A 16,698-nucleotide genomic window follows, 5' to 3' on the forward strand; every position below is an offset into this window, starting at 1 on the left:
CGGCGCCGGTCAGATGACCTTGGCTGCCGTCACTTCGACTTCCACCAGGAATTCCGGTCGCGTAAAGCCGCTGACGATGATCAGCGTCGAGACCGGCTTGGGGTCGAGCGTGTAGAGATCCCGGACAGCCATGTATGGGGCGAAGTCCTCGCGGCGGGTGACAAACCCGGAGATGCGGATGACGTCGGAAAAATCCATTCCCGCTTCGGACAGTATGGCGCCGATTGCCTGGAAGCAGAGCTCGGCCTGGGCTGTGACGCCGTCGGGGACCGTATCGTCGACGGCGATGCCCAGCTGGCCTGATGTCACCAGCAGGGAGGCGCCGGGCGGCACCAGCAGGCCGTGATTGTAATGGCCGAACGGGCGGCGAACGGAGGGTGGGTTGAATGTTTCGGCCATCGGAATCCCGTCTGATCTCACGCGCGGAAAGCAACGGCTGGGGGGCATGACCGCTTCCGGTCACGCCCCTGTTGCATCACGCAGCAATCGCTGCATTGAGCGGCAATTCGACGTCGATTTCAAGCGTCGAGACGAATTCCGATCGCTCGATCTTCACCTGCACCTTGTCGTTATCGAGCTGCACATGCTTGGAGATGACCGCAAGGATCTCTTCCCTGAGCAGGGTGATCAGGTCCGAGCCGGATGACGACCGTTCGTGGGCAAGAAGCAGCTGCAGCCGTTCGCGGGCGGCAGGAGCTGTTCTCTGCCGGTTAAAAAGCTTGAAAATGTTCATGCTGCTCTCCGACCGAAAAGCTTGTCGAAAATATTGCGCTTGTCGCTCGGCATTGCGATCGGCAAGGCTTCGCCGGCAAGACGGCGGGCGGCGTCGAAATAGGCCATGGCAGCGGCACTGCGGCTTTCGGCGATGGTCACGGGCGCGCCGACATTCGAGGCGCGCAGCACGTCCATGCTTTCCGGAATGATGCCGAGCAGCGGGATGGAAAGGATTTCCAGGACGTCCTCGACCTTCAGCATGTCACCGCGTTCGGCGCGGTTGGCGTCATAACGGGTCAGCAGCAGGTGCTTTTCCATCCGCTCGCCGCGCTCTGCCTTGGCGGTCTTTGAATCCAGCAGGCCGATGATGCGATCGCTGTCGCGCACCGACGAGACTTCCGGATTGGTGACGACTACGGCAACGTCGGCATGGCGCATGGCAAGCGTAGCACCGCGCTCGATACCGGCCGGGCTGTCGCAGATGATCCAGTCGAAATGGCGCTTCAGATCGGTGATGACGCGCTCGACGCCTTCTTCCGTCAGATTGTCCTTGTCGCGGGTCTGGGAGGCCGGCAGCAGGAACAGGTTTTCAAGCCGCTTGTCGCGGATCAGCGCCTGCGTCAGCTTGGCATCGCCCTGGATGACGTTGATGAGGTCATAGACCACCCGGCGCTCGGCGCCCATGATGAGGTCGAGGTTTCTGAGCCCGACGTCGAAATCGACGACTACGACCTTCTCGTTGCGCTGTGCCAGGGCTGCCCCCAGAGCTGCAGTCGACGTGGTCTTGCCAACTCCGCCCTTGCCCGATGTTACGACGACGACTTTCCCCATCTCGCTCTCCTTACGTCCCTGCCGGCATCCGGCTTAATTGAGTTTCTCTGCCATGATCCTGTCGTCCTCGAGCCAGAGTTGCACGGCTTGCCCGTGAAGCTCTGGAGCGAGGTCCTCCGCCATCTTGTAGACGCCGTCGATCGCGACCAGTTCGGCCTCGAGTTTCCGACAAAAGATCCGTGCGGAGGCGTGTCCGACCGAGCCCGCCATGACGCGGCCTCTGAGTGTTCCGTAGATGTGCACCGATCCACCGGCGACGATTTCGGCGCCTGAGGCGACCGAGCCGATGACGGTGACGTCACCTTCCGGAAAGATCACCGACTGGCCGGAGCGGACCGGCTCGCGGATGACCAGCGATTGCGTTGCCGGGCGCGGCTCGGTCACCACCGGCTTGGCGGGTGCATCGGCGTCCGGCTCCTTCGAGGCAACCTCGAAGTCGGCAACGGGACGGCCGCCTTTCAGCGCCGGCGGCATACCCGGCCCCAGGATCGACGGACGTCCGCCCTCGATGCCCATGATGCTGACATTACGGCCGGACAGTTCAGCAATCAAAGCCTTCAGCTGTGCCCGGTCTATCGGCAGGTCCGTCACGTCGAGGACGACGGGACGTCCCAGAAAAAAGCCTGCAGAGCGCGCGGCCAGATCGTCCAGCCTGATCAGCCAGTCGTCAAACGGCAGGTCAGGGGATAGCATGACCGCAAGAAACGAGCGGCCTTTAATGCGAATCGAGCGAGCATCTGTTAGCAATTTGGTCATCTGCGTTAAGAATTCATTGACGATGTTTAATGGCGATTTGGTTAACAGAGTGTTAATTTCATCCTCGTGCCGGCCGTCGGAGCACGAAATTTTCGGCAATGGTGCAAGTGTGCTCCAACTGCCCTGGCAGCAGCAGGGAGAGCCGGTCAGGCGCAACCGTCGAGAACCGTGGCAATGCTTGCAAAATGCATTGCTTTTTCGCATCAAACGTCTGCAAGTCGTGCCATGTCCAATGCTCGTGGCGACAGCGTCAAGGCTTCCTGAAATTACGGTGGGTGGAAAGAAATGACCAGAAATATCATGTTGTTGACCGGCGCAAGCCGTGGCATCGGGCACGCGACGGTCAAATTCTTCACGGAAAAAGGCTGGCAGATCCTGACGGTGTCGCGACAGTCGTCAGAGGACTGCCCATGGCCGGCTGCACGGGAAAGCCACATCCAGGCGGATCTGTCGGAACTCGACCAGATCGAGCGCCTTGCCGCCACGGTGCGCGCAAGGTTGCCGGAGGGCGCGCTGCATGCGCTGGTCAACAATGCCGGCATATCGCCGAAGGGTCCGGATCAGACCCGGCTCGGCGTCAGCGCGACCGATGCGCAGACGTGGACGAAAGTTATGAATGTCAATCTCATCTCGATAGCCCTGCTGGCGCGCGAGCTTCGCCCCGAACTGGAAAGGGCCAAGGGTTCGATCGTCAACGTCACCTCCATCGCCGGCTCGCGCGTCCACCCGTTTGCGGGCGTCGCCTATGCCGCCTCGAAAGCCGGTCTGGCGTCCCTGACCCGCGAACTGGCCCATGAATTCGCCCCGATGGGTATCCGCGCCAATGCCATTGCTCCCGGCGAGATCGCCACCTCGATGCTGTCGCCCGGGACAGACGACATCGTCAGACGCGATGTGCCGATGGGACGGCTGGGTTCGCCGATGGAAGTTGCGGAGACGATCCACTTCCTCTGCACCGCCGCCTCATCCTATATCAACGGCGCTGAAATCCACATCAGTGGCGGGCAGCACGTCTGAGGCTGGTCTTTTCGCTGCACGGGCTTACATGCCAAGGACGACAGAACTGCGCCGTCCGGTCGGAATGGTACCAGCTGCCAAGAGGAGAAATCCATGCAGAAATTCAAGATCGCCGTTATCCGCGAGATCGAAGCAGACAGTGCCGATGAAGCAGCGTTGCTGATGTATCAGGAACTCAGCAAGGAGGCGGCGCCGCTTGTGTACGCGGTGATGGAAGGCACGCAGGCGTCCGGGGAAATCGTTCTCGATCGCAAGTCGGCGGAGGAATTTGCCGAGATCGACCATACAGCCGATCCAGGAAACTGGTAGCGGGTCCGCAAGTCGGAACCCGCCGACCTGCAGCTTTTAGTTAAGCGGCCCGGAGATTGCGAAATCCGGGCGTTCTCTCGGCACGACGACCTTCTGCGGCACCGTGAATGCGGTATCGATCGGCTTCATTGAAGTCGGAGCGAACGCTGTTGCGGCGGTAAAGGCCGGGACCGGGCCTGTGGCTGGCAGCAGGTGATCGAACTGCGGCGACGTGATCTGCTCGGAAGCCTGCTGGTTGCCGACGTAGTTCATAGCGACTTCATAGGCCGGCAGTGGCGGCGGCGTCTCGAGGGTGCCATCCTTGGCACGCTTCTCGTAGAATGCATTCCCGCCTGCGACGGCGACGTAGTGCATGTTGCCGTAAGGGTATTTAAGGCCCTGCGTATGGAAGAACATCGCGCTCTCGAGGGCTGGATGCCGCTCGCCATGCAGGATGGCATCGGCTGCCGCATCGAGGGTCGGCTCGGCCTGGTCCTTGATGACGACTTTCATGACGCCAGGTGCAAACTGTTTTTCCTGGCCTACAACGCCGCAGATGGTCTTGGGATAGGCCGGCGATGTCAGGCGATTGGCAACGACGGTGCCGACTGCCAGATAGCCGTCTGGGTCGGAGGCCAGCGATTCCGCATACATGGCCCGTTTCAGGCATTCGCGGTCTTCGCGGGTGTAATTGTAGGTGACCTTGACGCCGTTGGCTGTCTTGGTACGGGTAACTGGCTTCGTCTCGGGCTTAGGCATGGTCGTGCACCCTGCCATTGTCAGTCCGACAACAAAAATCCCCACGAAGGATTTCATCCAATCACTATGCGTCCGCAACGGCAGGTGCCTCCTGTTTGGTATGGCCAATACTTGTATCGACGCAACGTCTTAACAAAAACTTTACGTATTCCAAATTCATTTTTTCCGAGACGTCGTTTTTTGAATTTTTCTTCTGGTTCTCCGGGTTTTTCGCGAACGCGGCCCTGACTATTTTTTGGCGTCGACGAAGCCGGCAGCTTCCAGAATCGAGGTCGTGGTGATTCGCCGTCACACCGGCGCTGGCCTTGCGGGCGGTTGACGCAGGGCGGCGTGGCCGGCGATCATCGAGGTGTTCGCCGGCCACGGAAGCGTCACTCCGCCATGTCGACTTCGCGCTGGCGTCCCAGCGTCTTCATCCATGTGCCGACGTCGGGGGTCGTTGCCAGCTGCACGGCGTAGTGGCGGCGCAGCGCGGCTGTGAGCTTGCCCGCGCGATCGAGCTGTTCGTCGGCGTAGCTGATCATCAGCGAGTTCGGCCAGGCTTGCGGGCGGATGCGGCGGAGCGTTTCGAAGACGTGATCTTCCGCCTCTTCCGGATGCGCCTGGGCCATGATCGCCACCATCGCGGCGGTCGAGCGCGACACGCCCATATGGCAATGGACCAGCAGGGAGCCGAAGGAGTTGCTCTCGGTCTCGACGAGATGGCCGAACTCGAGAATGGATTTCATGTGCGATTTCTCCGGCAGGATCATGCCGGGCTTTGGCTCGATGATGTCGTGCATCTTCAAAACCAGGCGCCGCGTGCTGCCATAGGCTTCGAAATGCTCCATTTCCGGAAGCTCCGGATCTACCAGGGACAGGACATGGGTGATGCCATGTCCGGAGCGCGCCGCCAGTTCGTCGATGCCGCAGATATACCGCTTGGGTAGATTCAAGGTTTTCATGCGCAGTTCCTTTGCTGTCGAGGGCGACGTTCCGGACGGGTTTCATCTGTCAACGCGATAAACTTAAGACACTTTCGCGTCGTCGCCGACCCCCAAATATCAGAAATTGAAGAAATGCTGCGGCTCCCTTCAAATCTCCCCCGGGAATGCGAGCGCTGAGTGACAATCTGAAGCCTCGGGCAAAAAGGGGGCGACGCAACATACAAAATCTGGCATTGATTCTGTGAGCAAATCACCCGGAAATGCGGTCGAGCTGATTGCCGTTCGTCGCTAGCCATTGCTTTTCGTTGTCCGGCCACGTCCGGTCCTGCTGATGTCAATCACAGATATGGAATCATGACGGCACCCTATTCTCCCCTCCGCGGCGTGCTCGTCGCTTTCGCCGCCTATGCCGTTTTCGCGTTCAGCGATGCATCGATCAAGATCCTGCACGGAGCCCTGCCATCCTATCAGGTGACCTTCATCGGCGCGCTGTTCGGCATAGCCGCGCTGCCCTTCCTCAAGACGCGCAACGACACATGGTCGGATATCGTCAAGACCTCGAACCGTCCGCTCTGGATGCTGCGCTTCGTCTGCGGCGCCATTGGCTCCATCTGCTCGGTCGTTGCCTTCACCAAGCTGCCGATGGCCGAAGCCTTTGCGCTGCTGTTCCTGCTGCCGTCCTTCGTGACGATCCTGTCGGTGATCTTCCTGAAGGAGGATGTCCGCTGGCAGCGCTGGACGGCCGTCACCATCGGCTTCGTAGGTGTGCTCATCGTGCTCCGGCCCGGCTTTCGCGAGCTGACGGTCGGCCATTTCTGCGCGGCGGCCGGCGGCCTGACCGCGGCCATCTCGATCGTCATCTTCAGGGCCATGGGCCCGAGCGAGAAGCGCCTCTCGCTTTACGGTGCCGCGTTGTTCGGCGTGCTGGTGATCAGCGGCCTGCTGATGCTTACCGACCTCGCCTTGCCGACGCCGCGGCAATGGGTATTTCTTGCAAGCTACGGCCTCCTCGGTGCGGCCGGCAACGTGCTGCTGATGAATGCCGCCAAGATGGCGCCGGCAAGCCTGGTGGCGCCGCCGCAATATAGCCAGATGATCTGGGCGATCCTGTTCGGCTACCTGATTTTCGAGGATCACATCGATGCGCCGATGGCTGTCGGCATCGTGCTGATCATCTTCTCGGGCCTGCTGACGCTGCTGCGCGAGCGCAAGCGCAAGACGTCGCTGCCGACGGCGGTGGCCTCCGCCGACAGCCAGGCGGCGCTGGTGACGCTCGAGGATCCCGGCGATCCGGCCGCAAAGGAAGTCCGCGCCGAAAACCGCTGACGGCCTCAGTCGGCGGTTTTGCCGAGCGTATCGGCGACATAGGCGCCGCGTTCTCCCATCGGGCGCGCTGGCCCCGTGGTCGAGTCCTCACGCGTCTGGTGTTCCAGTTCGGCATTGATCTCGGCTCCGACGATGATGATGATGACCGAGATCCAGATCCACACCATGAAGCCGATCAGCGCGCCGAGCGTGCCGTAGGTGGCGTTATAGTCGGCAAAATGGTCGAGATAATAGGAAAACAAGAAGGACGACAGCAGCCAGAACAGCGTGCTGAAGACAGCACCCCAGCTGAGCCAGACGACCTTGGCCGGCTGTCGGCTCGGGCCGTAGTTATAAAGCAGCATGATGCCCGACATTACCAGGCCAAGGATGATCGGCCAGCGCGCCAGCCTCGTTAGCAGATCCGTCCATTCGCCGAGCCAGATGAACGAAAGGATCGCCGGGATAACGCCGATGGCAAAGATCAGCACGACGGCAAAAATCAGCAGCCCGAAGGTGAAGGCGAGCGACAGCAGGTTGAACTCGACGATTCCCCGCTTTTCCTCCTCGCCGTAAGCGACGTTCATGGCGTCGCAGAGCGCCTTGACGCCGTTGTTGGCGCTCCACAGCGCGATCAGCAGGCCGGTGACGAAGCCGATGCTTAGCGTTCCCGGCTTCTGTTGGGTCAGGGCCGTCAGCTGCGACAGGATGAGATCGAAGGAGCCGCGCGGGAAGATTTGCGACAGGAAACCGATGTGGGTGGCGATGGTCGTCGGATCGGACACGAAACCGTAGATCGAGACCAGCGCGCCGAGCGCCGGGAACATCGCAAGAAGCAGATAGTAGGTGACGCCCGCCGCAATCAGCGTCACCCGGTCCTCCATCACTTCCGAGACGACCCGCCAGAGCACGTCCTTCAGACCCTTCATCGGGATCTGGCTCGGCGTCTCTGCGTCTCGCCCGCGTCCAGCTTCTCCCAACGCGGGTCTCTCGGTCAAAGCCGCCGTCCCATCCTGTTCGCCCACGCCCGTCGATCTCCCCTGTTATCCCGTCGAACTAGGGCTCTTGCGGGATTCGTCGAGTCGTCCCGGATGTTACGACTTCAGGGCGCGCTCCAGCACCCGCGACAGGCGGTCCGAAAATGCCCGCGGATCCTCCGGCTTGTCGCCGTCGAGGATACGCGCCTGGTCGAGCAGCAACTGCACTGCGTCCGTCTGGAACGCCCCGTCCTGACCGGCAGTGCCGGCAAGCGCCGTAATCAGCGCATGATCCGGATTGATTTCCAGCACCGGCTTGGCGGCGGCGTCGAGGCGGCCGGCACCCTGCAGGATCTTTTCGAGCTGCCGGTCCGGACCGTGCTCCGGAGCAACCAGGCAGACGGCGCTTTCGGTCAGCCGGTCGGAGGCCCTGACATCGGAGAGGGCATCTCCGAGCGTCGTCTTGGCAAAGGCGATAAAGTCGCTGACCAGCTGCGTCGTCTCGGCCTTCGGCTGAGCTTCGCCATCGGCTTTCTTGATGTCTGCGAGATCGGCTGATCCCTGCGACACCGACTTGAAGCTCTTGCCATCGAAATCGGGTGCATTGGTTACCCAGAAGCTGTCGACGGGATCGGTGAGCAGCAGCACTTCGACGCCCCGGGCGCGGAAACCTTCGATATGCGGGGATGCCGCCAGCTGGGCCGTGTTGCCGCCGGCGAGATAGTAGATCGCCGTCTGGCCTTCCTTCATGTCCTTGACGTAGTCGGCAAGCGACCGGTATCCGTCGCCGGACGCCGTGCTCTTGAAGCGGGCCAGCGCCATCAGCTGGGCGCGACGCTCGTAATCCTCGTAGATGCCTTCCTTCAGTACGGTGCCGAAGGCTTCCCACACCTTGATAAAGGTGTCGTTGTCGCTTTCCGCCAGTTTCTCGAGGCTGGTGAGGATGCGGCTGGTCAGCCCCTTGCGGATAGCGGCCAGGATGGGGCTCTGCTGGATCATCTCGCGCGACACGTTGAGCGGCAGGTCCGACGTATCGATCAGGCCGCGCACGAAGCGCAGGTAGCGCGGCAAAAGGTCGGCGTCGTCGGTGATGAAGACGCGCTTGACGTAAAGCTTGATGCGGCCCTTGCGGTCGGGATCGAAGAGATCGAAGGGAGGCGAGTTCGGCACGAAGGCAAGCCCGGTATATTCGTGGCGACCCTCGGCGCGGAAATGCACGGTGACGGCCGGCTCGTCGAACTGGCCGGAGAGGCCGCGATAGAAGTCGGTATATTCTTCCTTGGTGATGTCGCTCTTCTGCTTGGTCCACAACGCCGAGCCGTCGGCGATCTGCTTCGGCTCCTCGCCTGGCTTCTCGACGATCTCGATCGGCACCGGCACATGGCCGGACTGTTCCTTGACGATGCGCTCGACAGTCCATTTCGACGCATAGGACTTGGCATCTTCCATCAGCGCCAGCGTGATCCGGGTGCCGCGCGCAGGCGCCTCTTCGAGGGGAACGGCTGCGATCGTATAGGCGCCCTTGCCGTCGGACGACCACATCCAGGCTTCATCCGCTCCGGCGCGCCGCGAGATGACGTCGACGCGATCGGCCACCATGAAGGCGGAGTAAAAGCCGATGCCGAACTGGCCGATCAACTGGGCGCCGTCCTTGCCCTTGGCCGCCTCGACCATCTCCATGAAGGCGCGGGTACCGGAGCGGGCAATCGTGCCGAGCGCCTCGATCATGTCGTCGCGGCTCATGCCGATGCCGTTATCCTCGAGCACGAAGCCGAGGTTCTCCTCGTCGAGCGTCAGCCTGATCCTCGAGGCAGGGTCGCCGGCCAGCAGTTCGGGTGCTGCTATGGCCTCGTAGCGCAGCTTCTCGCAGGCGTCGGCAGCGTTCGAAATCAGCTCGCGCAGGAACACGTCCTTGTCCGAGTAGATCGAGTGAACCATCAGGTGAAGAAGCCTGGATACATCGGCTTCGAAGGCGTGATTTTCCACGGGGGTCTCGGCAGCAGTCGTCATGGCAATCTCTTCAGGCGTTGTCGATGTCATTGGGGCCTTTGACTTGGCAAAGACGGCTGACGAATTCAAGGGGTGGGACAACCCGCAAGCGAAGTTATCCCCGTACACCGGCCTCCTCCAGCCCAGCATCCACACCATCCCGTTCACGCGGCCTGTTCGGTCCGTGTCATGAAAATTCTGATGGCCGGGGCGCACCGAGTGCCTGATGATTTTTAGTTAAGTGACACCAGATGTGCCCCGTTCGGCAGTTTTTATCCGCAACTCCGGATCCTCTGTTTCCGACCCAGGTCCCTTTTCGGGGAAAAGCTGCCGGAGTTATGCCACACAGGCACGCCGAGCCCAGGGGGCCCGAAGGGATCCACTTTCTGCGGACCCTCGAAGACGTCGCCTGCGTAGACGGCAACCCCTCCAAGACCCGGTCCCACCTCGCCGGCAACGCAGACCGGTGTATCCAATGGCGGAACGGGGTGATTATAGATCGGGTCGAAAGCATGGGGATGAAATTATGATGCCGGCATTGTTTCCAAACGGAAATCCCAACGGTTTATCCCCATGAGGTGCTGCGAGCAGGGGAGTGAGGTTGCATGGCTGTGGGTGCACGTATGAGGTCAGGAAGAATGCCAAAAAGCCACCCCAACTTCCCTCATTCCTGTGCTCGTCACAGGAATCCAGCCGCCCAAGTCCCTGGGCGAAAAGCACTTTCTTACCAACAAAGAGTCCTCCCACGGCGCAGACGCGCCGTGACTGGATTCCTGTGACAGGCACAGGAATGAGGGAAGTGGGGACGTGCGCTAAGCAAAGTATTGAAAATTCGAGTTATCGAGGTGTCCAACTCCGTGAAAGAAGGATCGATTTCTGCCACGTATTTCTAAGGCCCAACTTCGCCTTAGATGCGCACAACACCCTCATTCCTGTGCCCGTCACAGGAATCCAGCCGCCCAAGTCCTTGGGCGATAAACACTTTTCTCACCAACAGAGAGTCCTCTCACGGCGCAGACGCGCCGTGACTGGATTCCTGTGACGAGCACAGGAATGAGGGAGCCGGGGGCGTCAGGGCGAGGTTGGAGTTTGAAGCGTTTGGCAGTTATGGATATATTTTTCAATGCCTGCTCAGTGGATCCGCGCCACACACCTATGCTTGTGACGAGCCTACACGTGCGAGGGTTACCGCTTGTGGGCGACTCCAGCGCCGTCGTGCCGGGTTTCCACCGTTCTACAGGCCGTGAAGATAGTGGGAGATGTCTTGCCAATCCGGGTTGGTGGTCTCGATCAGGTTTAGCTTCCATTGTCGGGGCCACTTTTTCATCGTCTTCTCGCGGGTGATCGCGGCTGTCAGCAGATCGTGCTCCTCGAACCAGACCAGCGTTTTCACACCGTGTCGCGAGGTGAAGCCGGGGGTCAGTTCATTCTGGTGGTCGTAAAGCCGGCCGGCCATATCCCGCGTCACGCCGATGTAAAGCGTACCGTTGCGTTTCGATGCGAGTATGTAGACGTAGCCTTTCATCGCCGTATCTTTGCGCGAGTATATCAATAGGTACAATCAAAAATTGAAGCCTGGTTACCCGCCGATATTCTTCTCCTTTCTTCTCCCATGGCCCGCTCAAACCCTCCGGCCGATGCGGTTGCGGGTTTGGGTGGGGCTTTCGGCGAACTGGGTGCGGTAGCTGCGGGAGAAGGCGGAGGCGGAGTTGAAGCCGGTGGCGGCGGCGATGTCAGCGAAGGTGGCGGGTGTCTCGATCACCTTGCGGCGGGCGGCGTTGAGGCGGAGCGCGAGGTAGTGGACGTGGGGCGCGACGCCGACGCTTTCGCGGAACAGCGTTTGCAGATGGCGGGCGCTGAGCCCTGCGCGCCTGGCGAGGCGGGTGAGCGACAGGGGCTGCTCGACGGTCTCCTCCATAAGCCGCACCGCGTGAGCGACGCGGGGATCGTTCATCCCGAACACGGCCGTCGATGGCATGACCTGCGTGGTGCTGCGGGAGCCGGCCTGCTCGTAGATGAAGAGCCGAGTTACTTCCAGCGCCAGCGAATAGCCCTGCCGCCGCCGGATGATTTCGAGCATCAGGTCGACCGTTGGCAGCGAGCCGCCGGTGGTGATGCGTTTGCCGTCGATGACGAAGCGCTCGCGCACCATCCGTACCTGCGGATAGGCCGCGGCAAAATCGTCGAAATCCTCCCAATGGGTCGTGGCCGCCACGTTGTCGAGCAGGCTTGCTTCCGCCAGCAGCCATGTTCCGGATTCGATGCCGGCAATGACCGTGCGATAGCGCGCGGTCTGGGACAGCTGCATCTTCAGGGCCGGCGTGACGCTGCGCTGCCAGTTGTAGGCACCGAGCACGAACAGCGGCGTTGTCTCCCTGCCCGGACGGAAGGCGGCGTCTACGGGGATCTGGATATTGCTCGTCGTCTGCACCGGAGCGCCGTTGGGGGTGAACAATCGCCACCGGTAGATCTCGCTGCCGGCAATGCGGTTGGCGCCCCGCAGCGGCTCGATGACCGAGGCGATAAGGATCAGGTTGGTCTCCGGCAGGATCAGCAGGTCGATATCCAGCGGGGCGTTCGACGAGGTCAGCATAGGGATCGAGGTCCGTTTCCGATAATGTATAATCTGCTTCCGAAAATGCAAAGCAATCCTCTCCGTCATACCGCGTAATCCGGTCAACCAATGGAGACCCCCAAATGCCTCTTGCCATGAATCGCGATGTGTTCATCACCTGTGCCGTCACCGGTGCCGGCGATACGGCTTCGAAGTCCGCCCATGTGCCGGTTACCCCGAAGCAGATCGCTGAATCCGCCATCGATGCCGCAAGGGCCGGCGCTGCCATCGTCCATTGTCATGTTCGTGACCCCGAAACCGGTGCTGGCAGCCGCCGCATCGAACTCTACCGGGAGCTCACGGACCGCATCCGCGCCTCCGAGGTCGACGTCGTGCTGAACCTGACGGCGGGCATGGGCGGCGACATGATTTTCGGCGATGTCGAAAATCCGCTGCCGCTCAACCCTGTCGGCACCGACATGGGCGGCGCCACGGACCGTGTTGCCCACGTCGCCGAGTGCCTGCCGGAAATCTGCACGCTCGACTGCGGCACGATGAATTTCTCGCTCGGCGACTACGTAATGACCAACACGCCGGGCATGCTGCGTGCCATGGCGAAGAAGATGACCGACCTCGGCGTCCGCCCGGAGATCGAGGCCTTCGACACCGGCCACCTGTGGTTTGCCAAGCAGCTGGTCGAGGAAGGCCTGATCGAGGACCCGGTGCTGATCCAGCTCTGTATGGGTATCCCGTGGGGAGCGCCCGACGATCTCAATACCTTCATGGCGATGGTCAACAATGTGCCGCCGAGCTGGACATTTTCGGCGTTCTCAATCGGCCGCAACGCCATGGCCTATCCGGCAGCCGCCATCCTTGCAGGCGGCAACGTCCGCGTTGGGCTGGAGGATAATCTCTATGTCGGCAAGGGAAAGCTCGCCACCAATGCCCAGCTGGTCGAAAAAGCCGTCACCGTCGTCGAAGGCATGGGCGGTCGCATTATCGGGCCGGACGAGGTGCGGCGGAAGCTGAAGCTGACGAAGCGGTAGCAATATGGGTCGTACGACGGAAGTTAGAGCATGGCAGGAGCCACTATGACCAAAATCAACAGAGCGGCCTGCATCGGCGGTGGCGTTATCGGCGGGGGGTGGATCGCGCGGTTTCTCTTGGCCGGCATCGACGTCAAGGTGTTCGATCCGCATCCGGACGCGCAGCGGATCGTCGGCGAAGTGCTGGCCAATGCCGAGCGGGCCTATGCGATGCTGACCGGGGCGCCGCTGCCGGCGCGGGGTCAGCTGACGTTCACGGCAAGCCTCGAGGAAGCGGTTGCCGATGCGGACTGGATCCAGGAGAGCGTGCCGGAGCGGCTCGACCTCAAGCGCGGCGTGCTTAACCAGATCGATGCGGCCGCCCGGCCGGACGCGCTGATCGGCTCCTCGACCTCGGGCCTGCTGCCGACCGACCTGCAGCGCGACATGCGCCACCCGGAACGCCTGTTCGTCGCTCATCCCTACAACCCGGTCTACCTGCTGCCGCTGGTCGAGATCGTCGGTGGCGAGAAGACCTCCGCCGAAACGATCAGGGCGGCAATAGAGCGTCTGGTGCCCATCGGCATGAAGGGCGTCCATATCGCCAAGGAGATCGAGGCGTTTGTCGGCGACCGCCTGCTGGAGGCGCTGTGGCGCGAAGCGCTATGGCTGATCAGGGACGATATCTGCACGGTCGAGACGCTCGACGACGTCATCCGCTATTCCTTCGGCCTGCGCTGGGCGCAGATGGGGCTGTTCGAGACCTACCGTATTGCCGGGGGCGAAGCCGGCATGCGGCATTTCCTCGCGCAGTTCGGCCCGTGCCTCGCCTGGCCCTGGAGCAAGCTCACCGATGTCGTCGATCTCGACGACGCACTGGTGGAAAAGATCGGCCGGCAATCCGACGAGCAGGCCGGCGGCCGCTCGATCCGCGAACTCGAGCGCATCCGCGACGAAAACCTCGTCGGCATCCTGCAGACGTTGAAGGGCGGCGACGGCGGCAGGGGCTGGGGTGCCGGCAAGCTGTTGAAGGATTTCGAGGACGGCCTCTGGGCCGAGGGCGGTAGGCGCGATACGCTGCACGACACGGCGCGGCCGCTGACACTGGTCGAGACCAAGGTCAGCCCGGCCTGGGTCGACTATAACGGCCATATGACCGAGCATCGCTACCTGCAGGTGTTCGGCGACACGTCGGATGCGCTGCTGCGGCTCGTCGGCGTCGATCTCGGCTATGTCAGGGACGGGCACAGCTACTACACCGTCGAGACCCATATCCGGCATCTCGGCGAAGCGAAACTCGGACAGCCGATCCATGCCACCTGCCAGGTTCTTTTTGCCGACGACAAGCGGCTGCAGGTTTTCCACACGATCCACAACAGCGAGACGGGCGAAGCGATCGCCACCGCCGAGCAGATGCTGCTTCACGTGGATTCCAAGGCTGGCAAGGCGATGCCGGCGCCGGAAATTATCCTGAACAGGATCATGGCCATCGCCGGTGCCCATGCGACGCTGCCTCCGCCGGAGGGAGTGGGACGGCATGTCGGGCAGAAACGACAGGGGTAGGATGGGGAACGCAATCGGTGCCGCTTGCCCGGGATTCGGGCCGCGCGGCGACAGCCTGGAGATCGATGGGCGGATTGGCAGGGATGCCGGTCCGCATCGTCGCATCGGGGGTAGTTTCTGTCGCTTTCAACCGCTGCAATCGGTCGTGAACCCGCCATTACTGCAGGGTGAAACCGATGGCGGGCGGGCAGCCGATCCGCCGATAAACGTCGAGGATTGCCGCGCATCCGGTCACTAAAAGATGCGGCGAATTTATCAGGGAGATCGATCAAGGGTTTGAATTGGCTGCTATCTCCGTATAGTCGTCGGCAATGGATCGGACCGGGAAGTTAACGCCGAAAACGGCAGCCGGGATACGAAGTCTAATAACAACCAGAGAAGAGGAACAGGGAATGAGCGAGTTTACGAAATATCTGACCGGTCGTGTCACCTCGGGGGGCATGAACCGCCGCGAATTCATGGGTCGCGCCATGGCCGCCGGTATCACGCTTGCCGCCGCCGACGCGATGTTTGCCACCAGCGCCATGGCGCAGACGCCGAAAAAGGGCGGCCACCTGAAGCTCGGGCTGGAGGGCGGCTCGTCGACCGACAGCATCGATCCGGCATCGGCTACCTCGCAGGTCATGTTCGTTGCGGTGCGGACCTGGGGCGACACCCTGGTGGAGACCCATCCGCAGACACGCAAGCCACTTCCGGCACTCGCCGAATCCTGGACATCGTCGCCTGACGCCAAGATCTGGACATTCAAGATCCGCAAGGGCGTGCAGTTCCACGATGGCAAGGAAATGACCATCGACGACGTGGTCGCCACCCTGCACCGCCATTCCGACGAAAAGTCGAAGTCCGGCGCTCTCGGCATGATGAAGTCGCTGACTAAGATCGAGAACCAGAACGGCGATCTCGTCATTACCCTCGACCAGGGCAATGCCGACATGCCGGCGCTCCTGACCGACTACCACCTCGTCATCCAGCCGAACGGCGGCATGGACAACCCGACGGCGGCGATCGGCACCGGCGCCTACAAGGTGGCCAACTTCCAGGCCGGCGTGCGCATGACCTTCGAGAAGAACCCGAACGACTGGCGCACGGATCGCGGTTATGTCGACAGCGTCGAGCTGATCACCATGAACGACGCGACAGCCCGCGTCGCCGCGCTTACCTCCGGCCAGGTCCACTGCATCAACCGCATCGATCCGAAGACGGTAAATCTTCTGAAACGCGTCCCGAACGTCCAGCTTCTGACGACGGCCGGCGGCGGTCACTACGTCTTCATCATGCACTGCAACACCGCACCGTTCGACAACAACGACCTGCGTCTCGCGCTGAAATACGCCATCGACCGCGAGGAAATGGTCAAGCGCATCCTTGGCGGCTACGGCTCGCTCGGCAACGACTTCCCGATCAACAGCACCTATGCGCTGTTTCCAGATGGCATCGAGCAGCGCAAGTACGATCCGGACAAGGCGAAGTTCCACTACAAGAAGTCCGGCCATGACGGTTCGATCCTGATGCGGACCTCGGAAGTTGCCTTCCCCGGTGCCGTCGATGCCTCCGTGCTGTTCCAGCAGAGCGCCAAGAAGGCCGGCATCAACCTCGAGATCAAGCGCGAGCCGGCCGATGGCTACTGGACCAACGTCTGGAACAAGCAGCCGTTCAGCGCCTCCTACTGGGGCAGCCGCGCGACGCAGGACCAGTTCTATTCCGGCGCCTATCTGTCCACCGCTGACTGGAACGACACCCGTTTCAAGCGCCCGGATTTCGACAAGCTGCTGGTATCAGCCCGCGCCGAACTGGACGAGACCAAGCGCAAGGACCTCTATCGCCAGATGGCCATGATGGTCCGCGACGAAGGCGGCACCATCCTGCCGATGTTCAACGACTTCGTGAACGCCGGTTCTAAGAAGCTGATGAACTATGTCCAGGACATCGGCAACGACATGTCGAACGGTTATGTTGCCACCCGCGTCTGGCTCGACGCCTGAGACTGAAACCGG

At 61.6% G+C, this 16,698-nt stretch carries 18 protein-coding genes; 7 read left to right on the top strand and 11 right to left on the bottom strand.

What is annotated here, in order from left to right:
* Positions 1-9: 9 nt before the first annotated feature.
* The 4 genes from PR017_RS26575 to minC all read right to left on the bottom strand — a co-directional run bounded on the left by PR017_RS26575 (position 10) and on the right by minC (position 2,301).
* Complete coding sequence (locus PR017_RS26575) at positions 10-399, bottom strand: RidA family protein (RefSeq protein ID WP_111221086.1); 390 nt, start codon at positions 397-399, stop codon at positions 10-12.
* A gap of 76 nt (positions 400-475) precedes the next feature.
* A complete protein-coding gene (gene minE, locus PR017_RS26580; protein ID WP_111221087.1) occupies positions 476-733 on the bottom strand; it encodes a cell division topological specificity factor MinE in 258 nt (85 codons plus the stop codon).
* Positions 730-1,545, bottom strand: coding sequence for a septum site-determining protein MinD (gene minD, locus PR017_RS26585; protein ID WP_111221088.1), 816 nt, complete (start codon positions 1,543-1,545; stop codon positions 730-732). The genes minE and minD overlap by 4 nt, the downstream gene beginning before the upstream one ends.
* Before the next feature lie 33 nt (positions 1,546-1,578).
* Positions 1,579-2,301, bottom strand: coding sequence for a septum site-determining protein MinC (gene minC / locus PR017_RS26590; RefSeq protein WP_111221089.1), 723 nt, complete (start codon positions 2,299-2,301; stop codon positions 1,579-1,581).
* On the opposite strand from minC, the gene PR017_RS26595 reads away from it, so the two are divergent.
* The 3 genes from PR017_RS26595 (at position 2,237) to PR017_RS26605 (ending at position 3,627) form a co-directional block, all read left to right on the top strand.
* Positions 2,237-2,590 (top strand): hypothetical protein, encoded by a 354-nt coding sequence (locus tag PR017_RS26595; RefSeq protein WP_162604198.1) that lies wholly within the window; start codon positions 2,237-2,239, stop codon positions 2,588-2,590. The genes minC and PR017_RS26595 overlap by 65 nt on opposite strands.
* Positions 2,587-3,318 (top strand): SDR family NAD(P)-dependent oxidoreductase, encoded by a 732-nt coding sequence (locus PR017_RS26600; RefSeq protein ID WP_111221090.1) that lies wholly within the window; start codon positions 2,587-2,589, stop codon positions 3,316-3,318. Before PR017_RS26595 ends, PR017_RS26600 begins: the two co-directional genes overlap by 4 nt.
* A 93-nt stretch (positions 3,319-3,411) precedes the next feature.
* A complete protein-coding gene (locus PR017_RS26605; protein WP_111221091.1) occupies positions 3,412-3,627 on the top strand; it encodes a hypothetical protein in 216 nt (71 codons plus the stop codon).
* Positions 3,628-3,663: 36 nt separating this feature from the next.
* Here the strand turns inward: PR017_RS26605 and PR017_RS26610 are convergent, their stop codons facing one another.
* The 3 genes from PR017_RS26610 to PR017_RS26620 all read right to left on the bottom strand — a co-directional run bounded on the left by PR017_RS26610 (position 3,664) and on the right by PR017_RS26620 (position 5,309).
* On the bottom strand, positions 3,664-4,365 hold the full coding sequence (locus PR017_RS26610; protein WP_425070060.1) for a cell wall hydrolase: 702 nt from the start codon (positions 4,363-4,365) through the stop codon (positions 3,664-3,666).
* Between the two features lie 64 nt (positions 4,366-4,429).
* Positions 4,430-4,729, bottom strand: coding sequence for a hypothetical protein (locus tag PR017_RS26615; protein ID WP_133255610.1), 300 nt, complete (start codon positions 4,727-4,729; stop codon positions 4,430-4,432).
* A gap of 7 nt (positions 4,730-4,736) precedes the next feature.
* A complete protein-coding gene (locus tag PR017_RS26620) occupies positions 4,737-5,309 on the bottom strand; it encodes a tyrosine phosphatase family protein (protein ID WP_111221093.1) in 573 nt (190 codons plus the stop codon).
* A 336-nt stretch (positions 5,310-5,645) separates the two neighbouring features.
* On the opposite strand from PR017_RS26620, the gene PR017_RS26625 reads away from it, so the two are divergent.
* Positions 5,646-6,617 (top strand): DMT family transporter, encoded by a 972-nt coding sequence (locus PR017_RS26625; protein WP_111221094.1) that lies wholly within the window; start codon positions 5,646-5,648, stop codon positions 6,615-6,617.
* Positions 6,618-6,622: 5 nt separating this feature from the next.
* Here the strand turns inward: PR017_RS26625 and PR017_RS26630 are convergent, their stop codons facing one another.
* The 4 genes from PR017_RS26630 to PR017_RS26645 all read right to left on the bottom strand — a co-directional run bounded on the left by PR017_RS26630 (position 6,623) and on the right by PR017_RS26645 (position 12,224).
* A complete protein-coding gene (locus PR017_RS26630) occupies positions 6,623-7,594 on the bottom strand; it encodes a YihY/virulence factor BrkB family protein (RefSeq protein ID WP_279619575.1) in 972 nt (323 codons plus the stop codon).
* 96 nt (positions 7,595-7,690) lie between these two features.
* On the bottom strand, positions 7,691-9,583 hold the full coding sequence (gene htpG, locus PR017_RS26635) for a molecular chaperone HtpG (protein ID WP_111221096.1): 1,893 nt from the start codon (positions 9,581-9,583) through the stop codon (positions 7,691-7,693).
* Positions 9,584-10,796: 1,213 nt separating this feature from the next.
* Positions 10,797-11,087 carry a GIY-YIG nuclease family protein gene (locus PR017_RS26640; RefSeq protein WP_111221098.1) on the bottom strand — a complete coding sequence of 97 codons (291 nt, stop codon included), beginning with the start codon at positions 11,085-11,087 and terminating at the stop codon, positions 10,797-10,799.
* 96 nt (positions 11,088-11,183) lie between these two features.
* Positions 11,184-12,224 (bottom strand): GlxA family transcriptional regulator, encoded by a 1,041-nt coding sequence (locus PR017_RS26645; RefSeq protein WP_240539032.1) that lies wholly within the window; start codon positions 12,222-12,224, stop codon positions 11,184-11,186.
* A 35-nt stretch (positions 12,225-12,259) separates the two neighbouring features.
* Between PR017_RS26645 and bcoG the strand changes: the two genes are divergently transcribed.
* From bcoG to PR017_RS26660, 3 genes are all read left to right on the top strand, one after another.
* Complete coding sequence (bcoG, locus tag PR017_RS26650) at positions 12,260-13,162, top strand: 3-dehydrocarnitine:acetyl-CoA trimethylamine transferase BcoG (RefSeq protein ID WP_111221100.1); 903 nt, start codon at positions 12,260-12,262, stop codon at positions 13,160-13,162.
* Between the two features lie 45 nt (positions 13,163-13,207).
* Positions 13,208-14,704 carry a carnitine 3-dehydrogenase gene (locus tag PR017_RS26655; protein ID WP_111221101.1) on the top strand — a complete coding sequence of 499 codons (1,497 nt, stop codon included), beginning with the start codon at positions 13,208-13,210 and terminating at the stop codon, positions 14,702-14,704.
* 392 nt (positions 14,705-15,096) lie between these two features.
* The gene (locus PR017_RS26660) at positions 15,097-16,686 is read left to right on the top strand and encodes an ABC transporter substrate-binding protein (protein ID WP_111221103.1); all 1,590 of its coding nucleotides are present in this window, start codon (positions 15,097-15,099) and stop codon (positions 16,684-16,686) included.
* Positions 16,687-16,698: the final 12 nt, after the last annotated feature.

The sequence above is a fragment of the Rhizobium tumorigenes genome (assembly GCF_003240565.2).
Classification (GTDB): Bacteria; Pseudomonadota; Alphaproteobacteria; order Rhizobiales; family Rhizobiaceae; genus Rhizobium; species Rhizobium tumorigenes.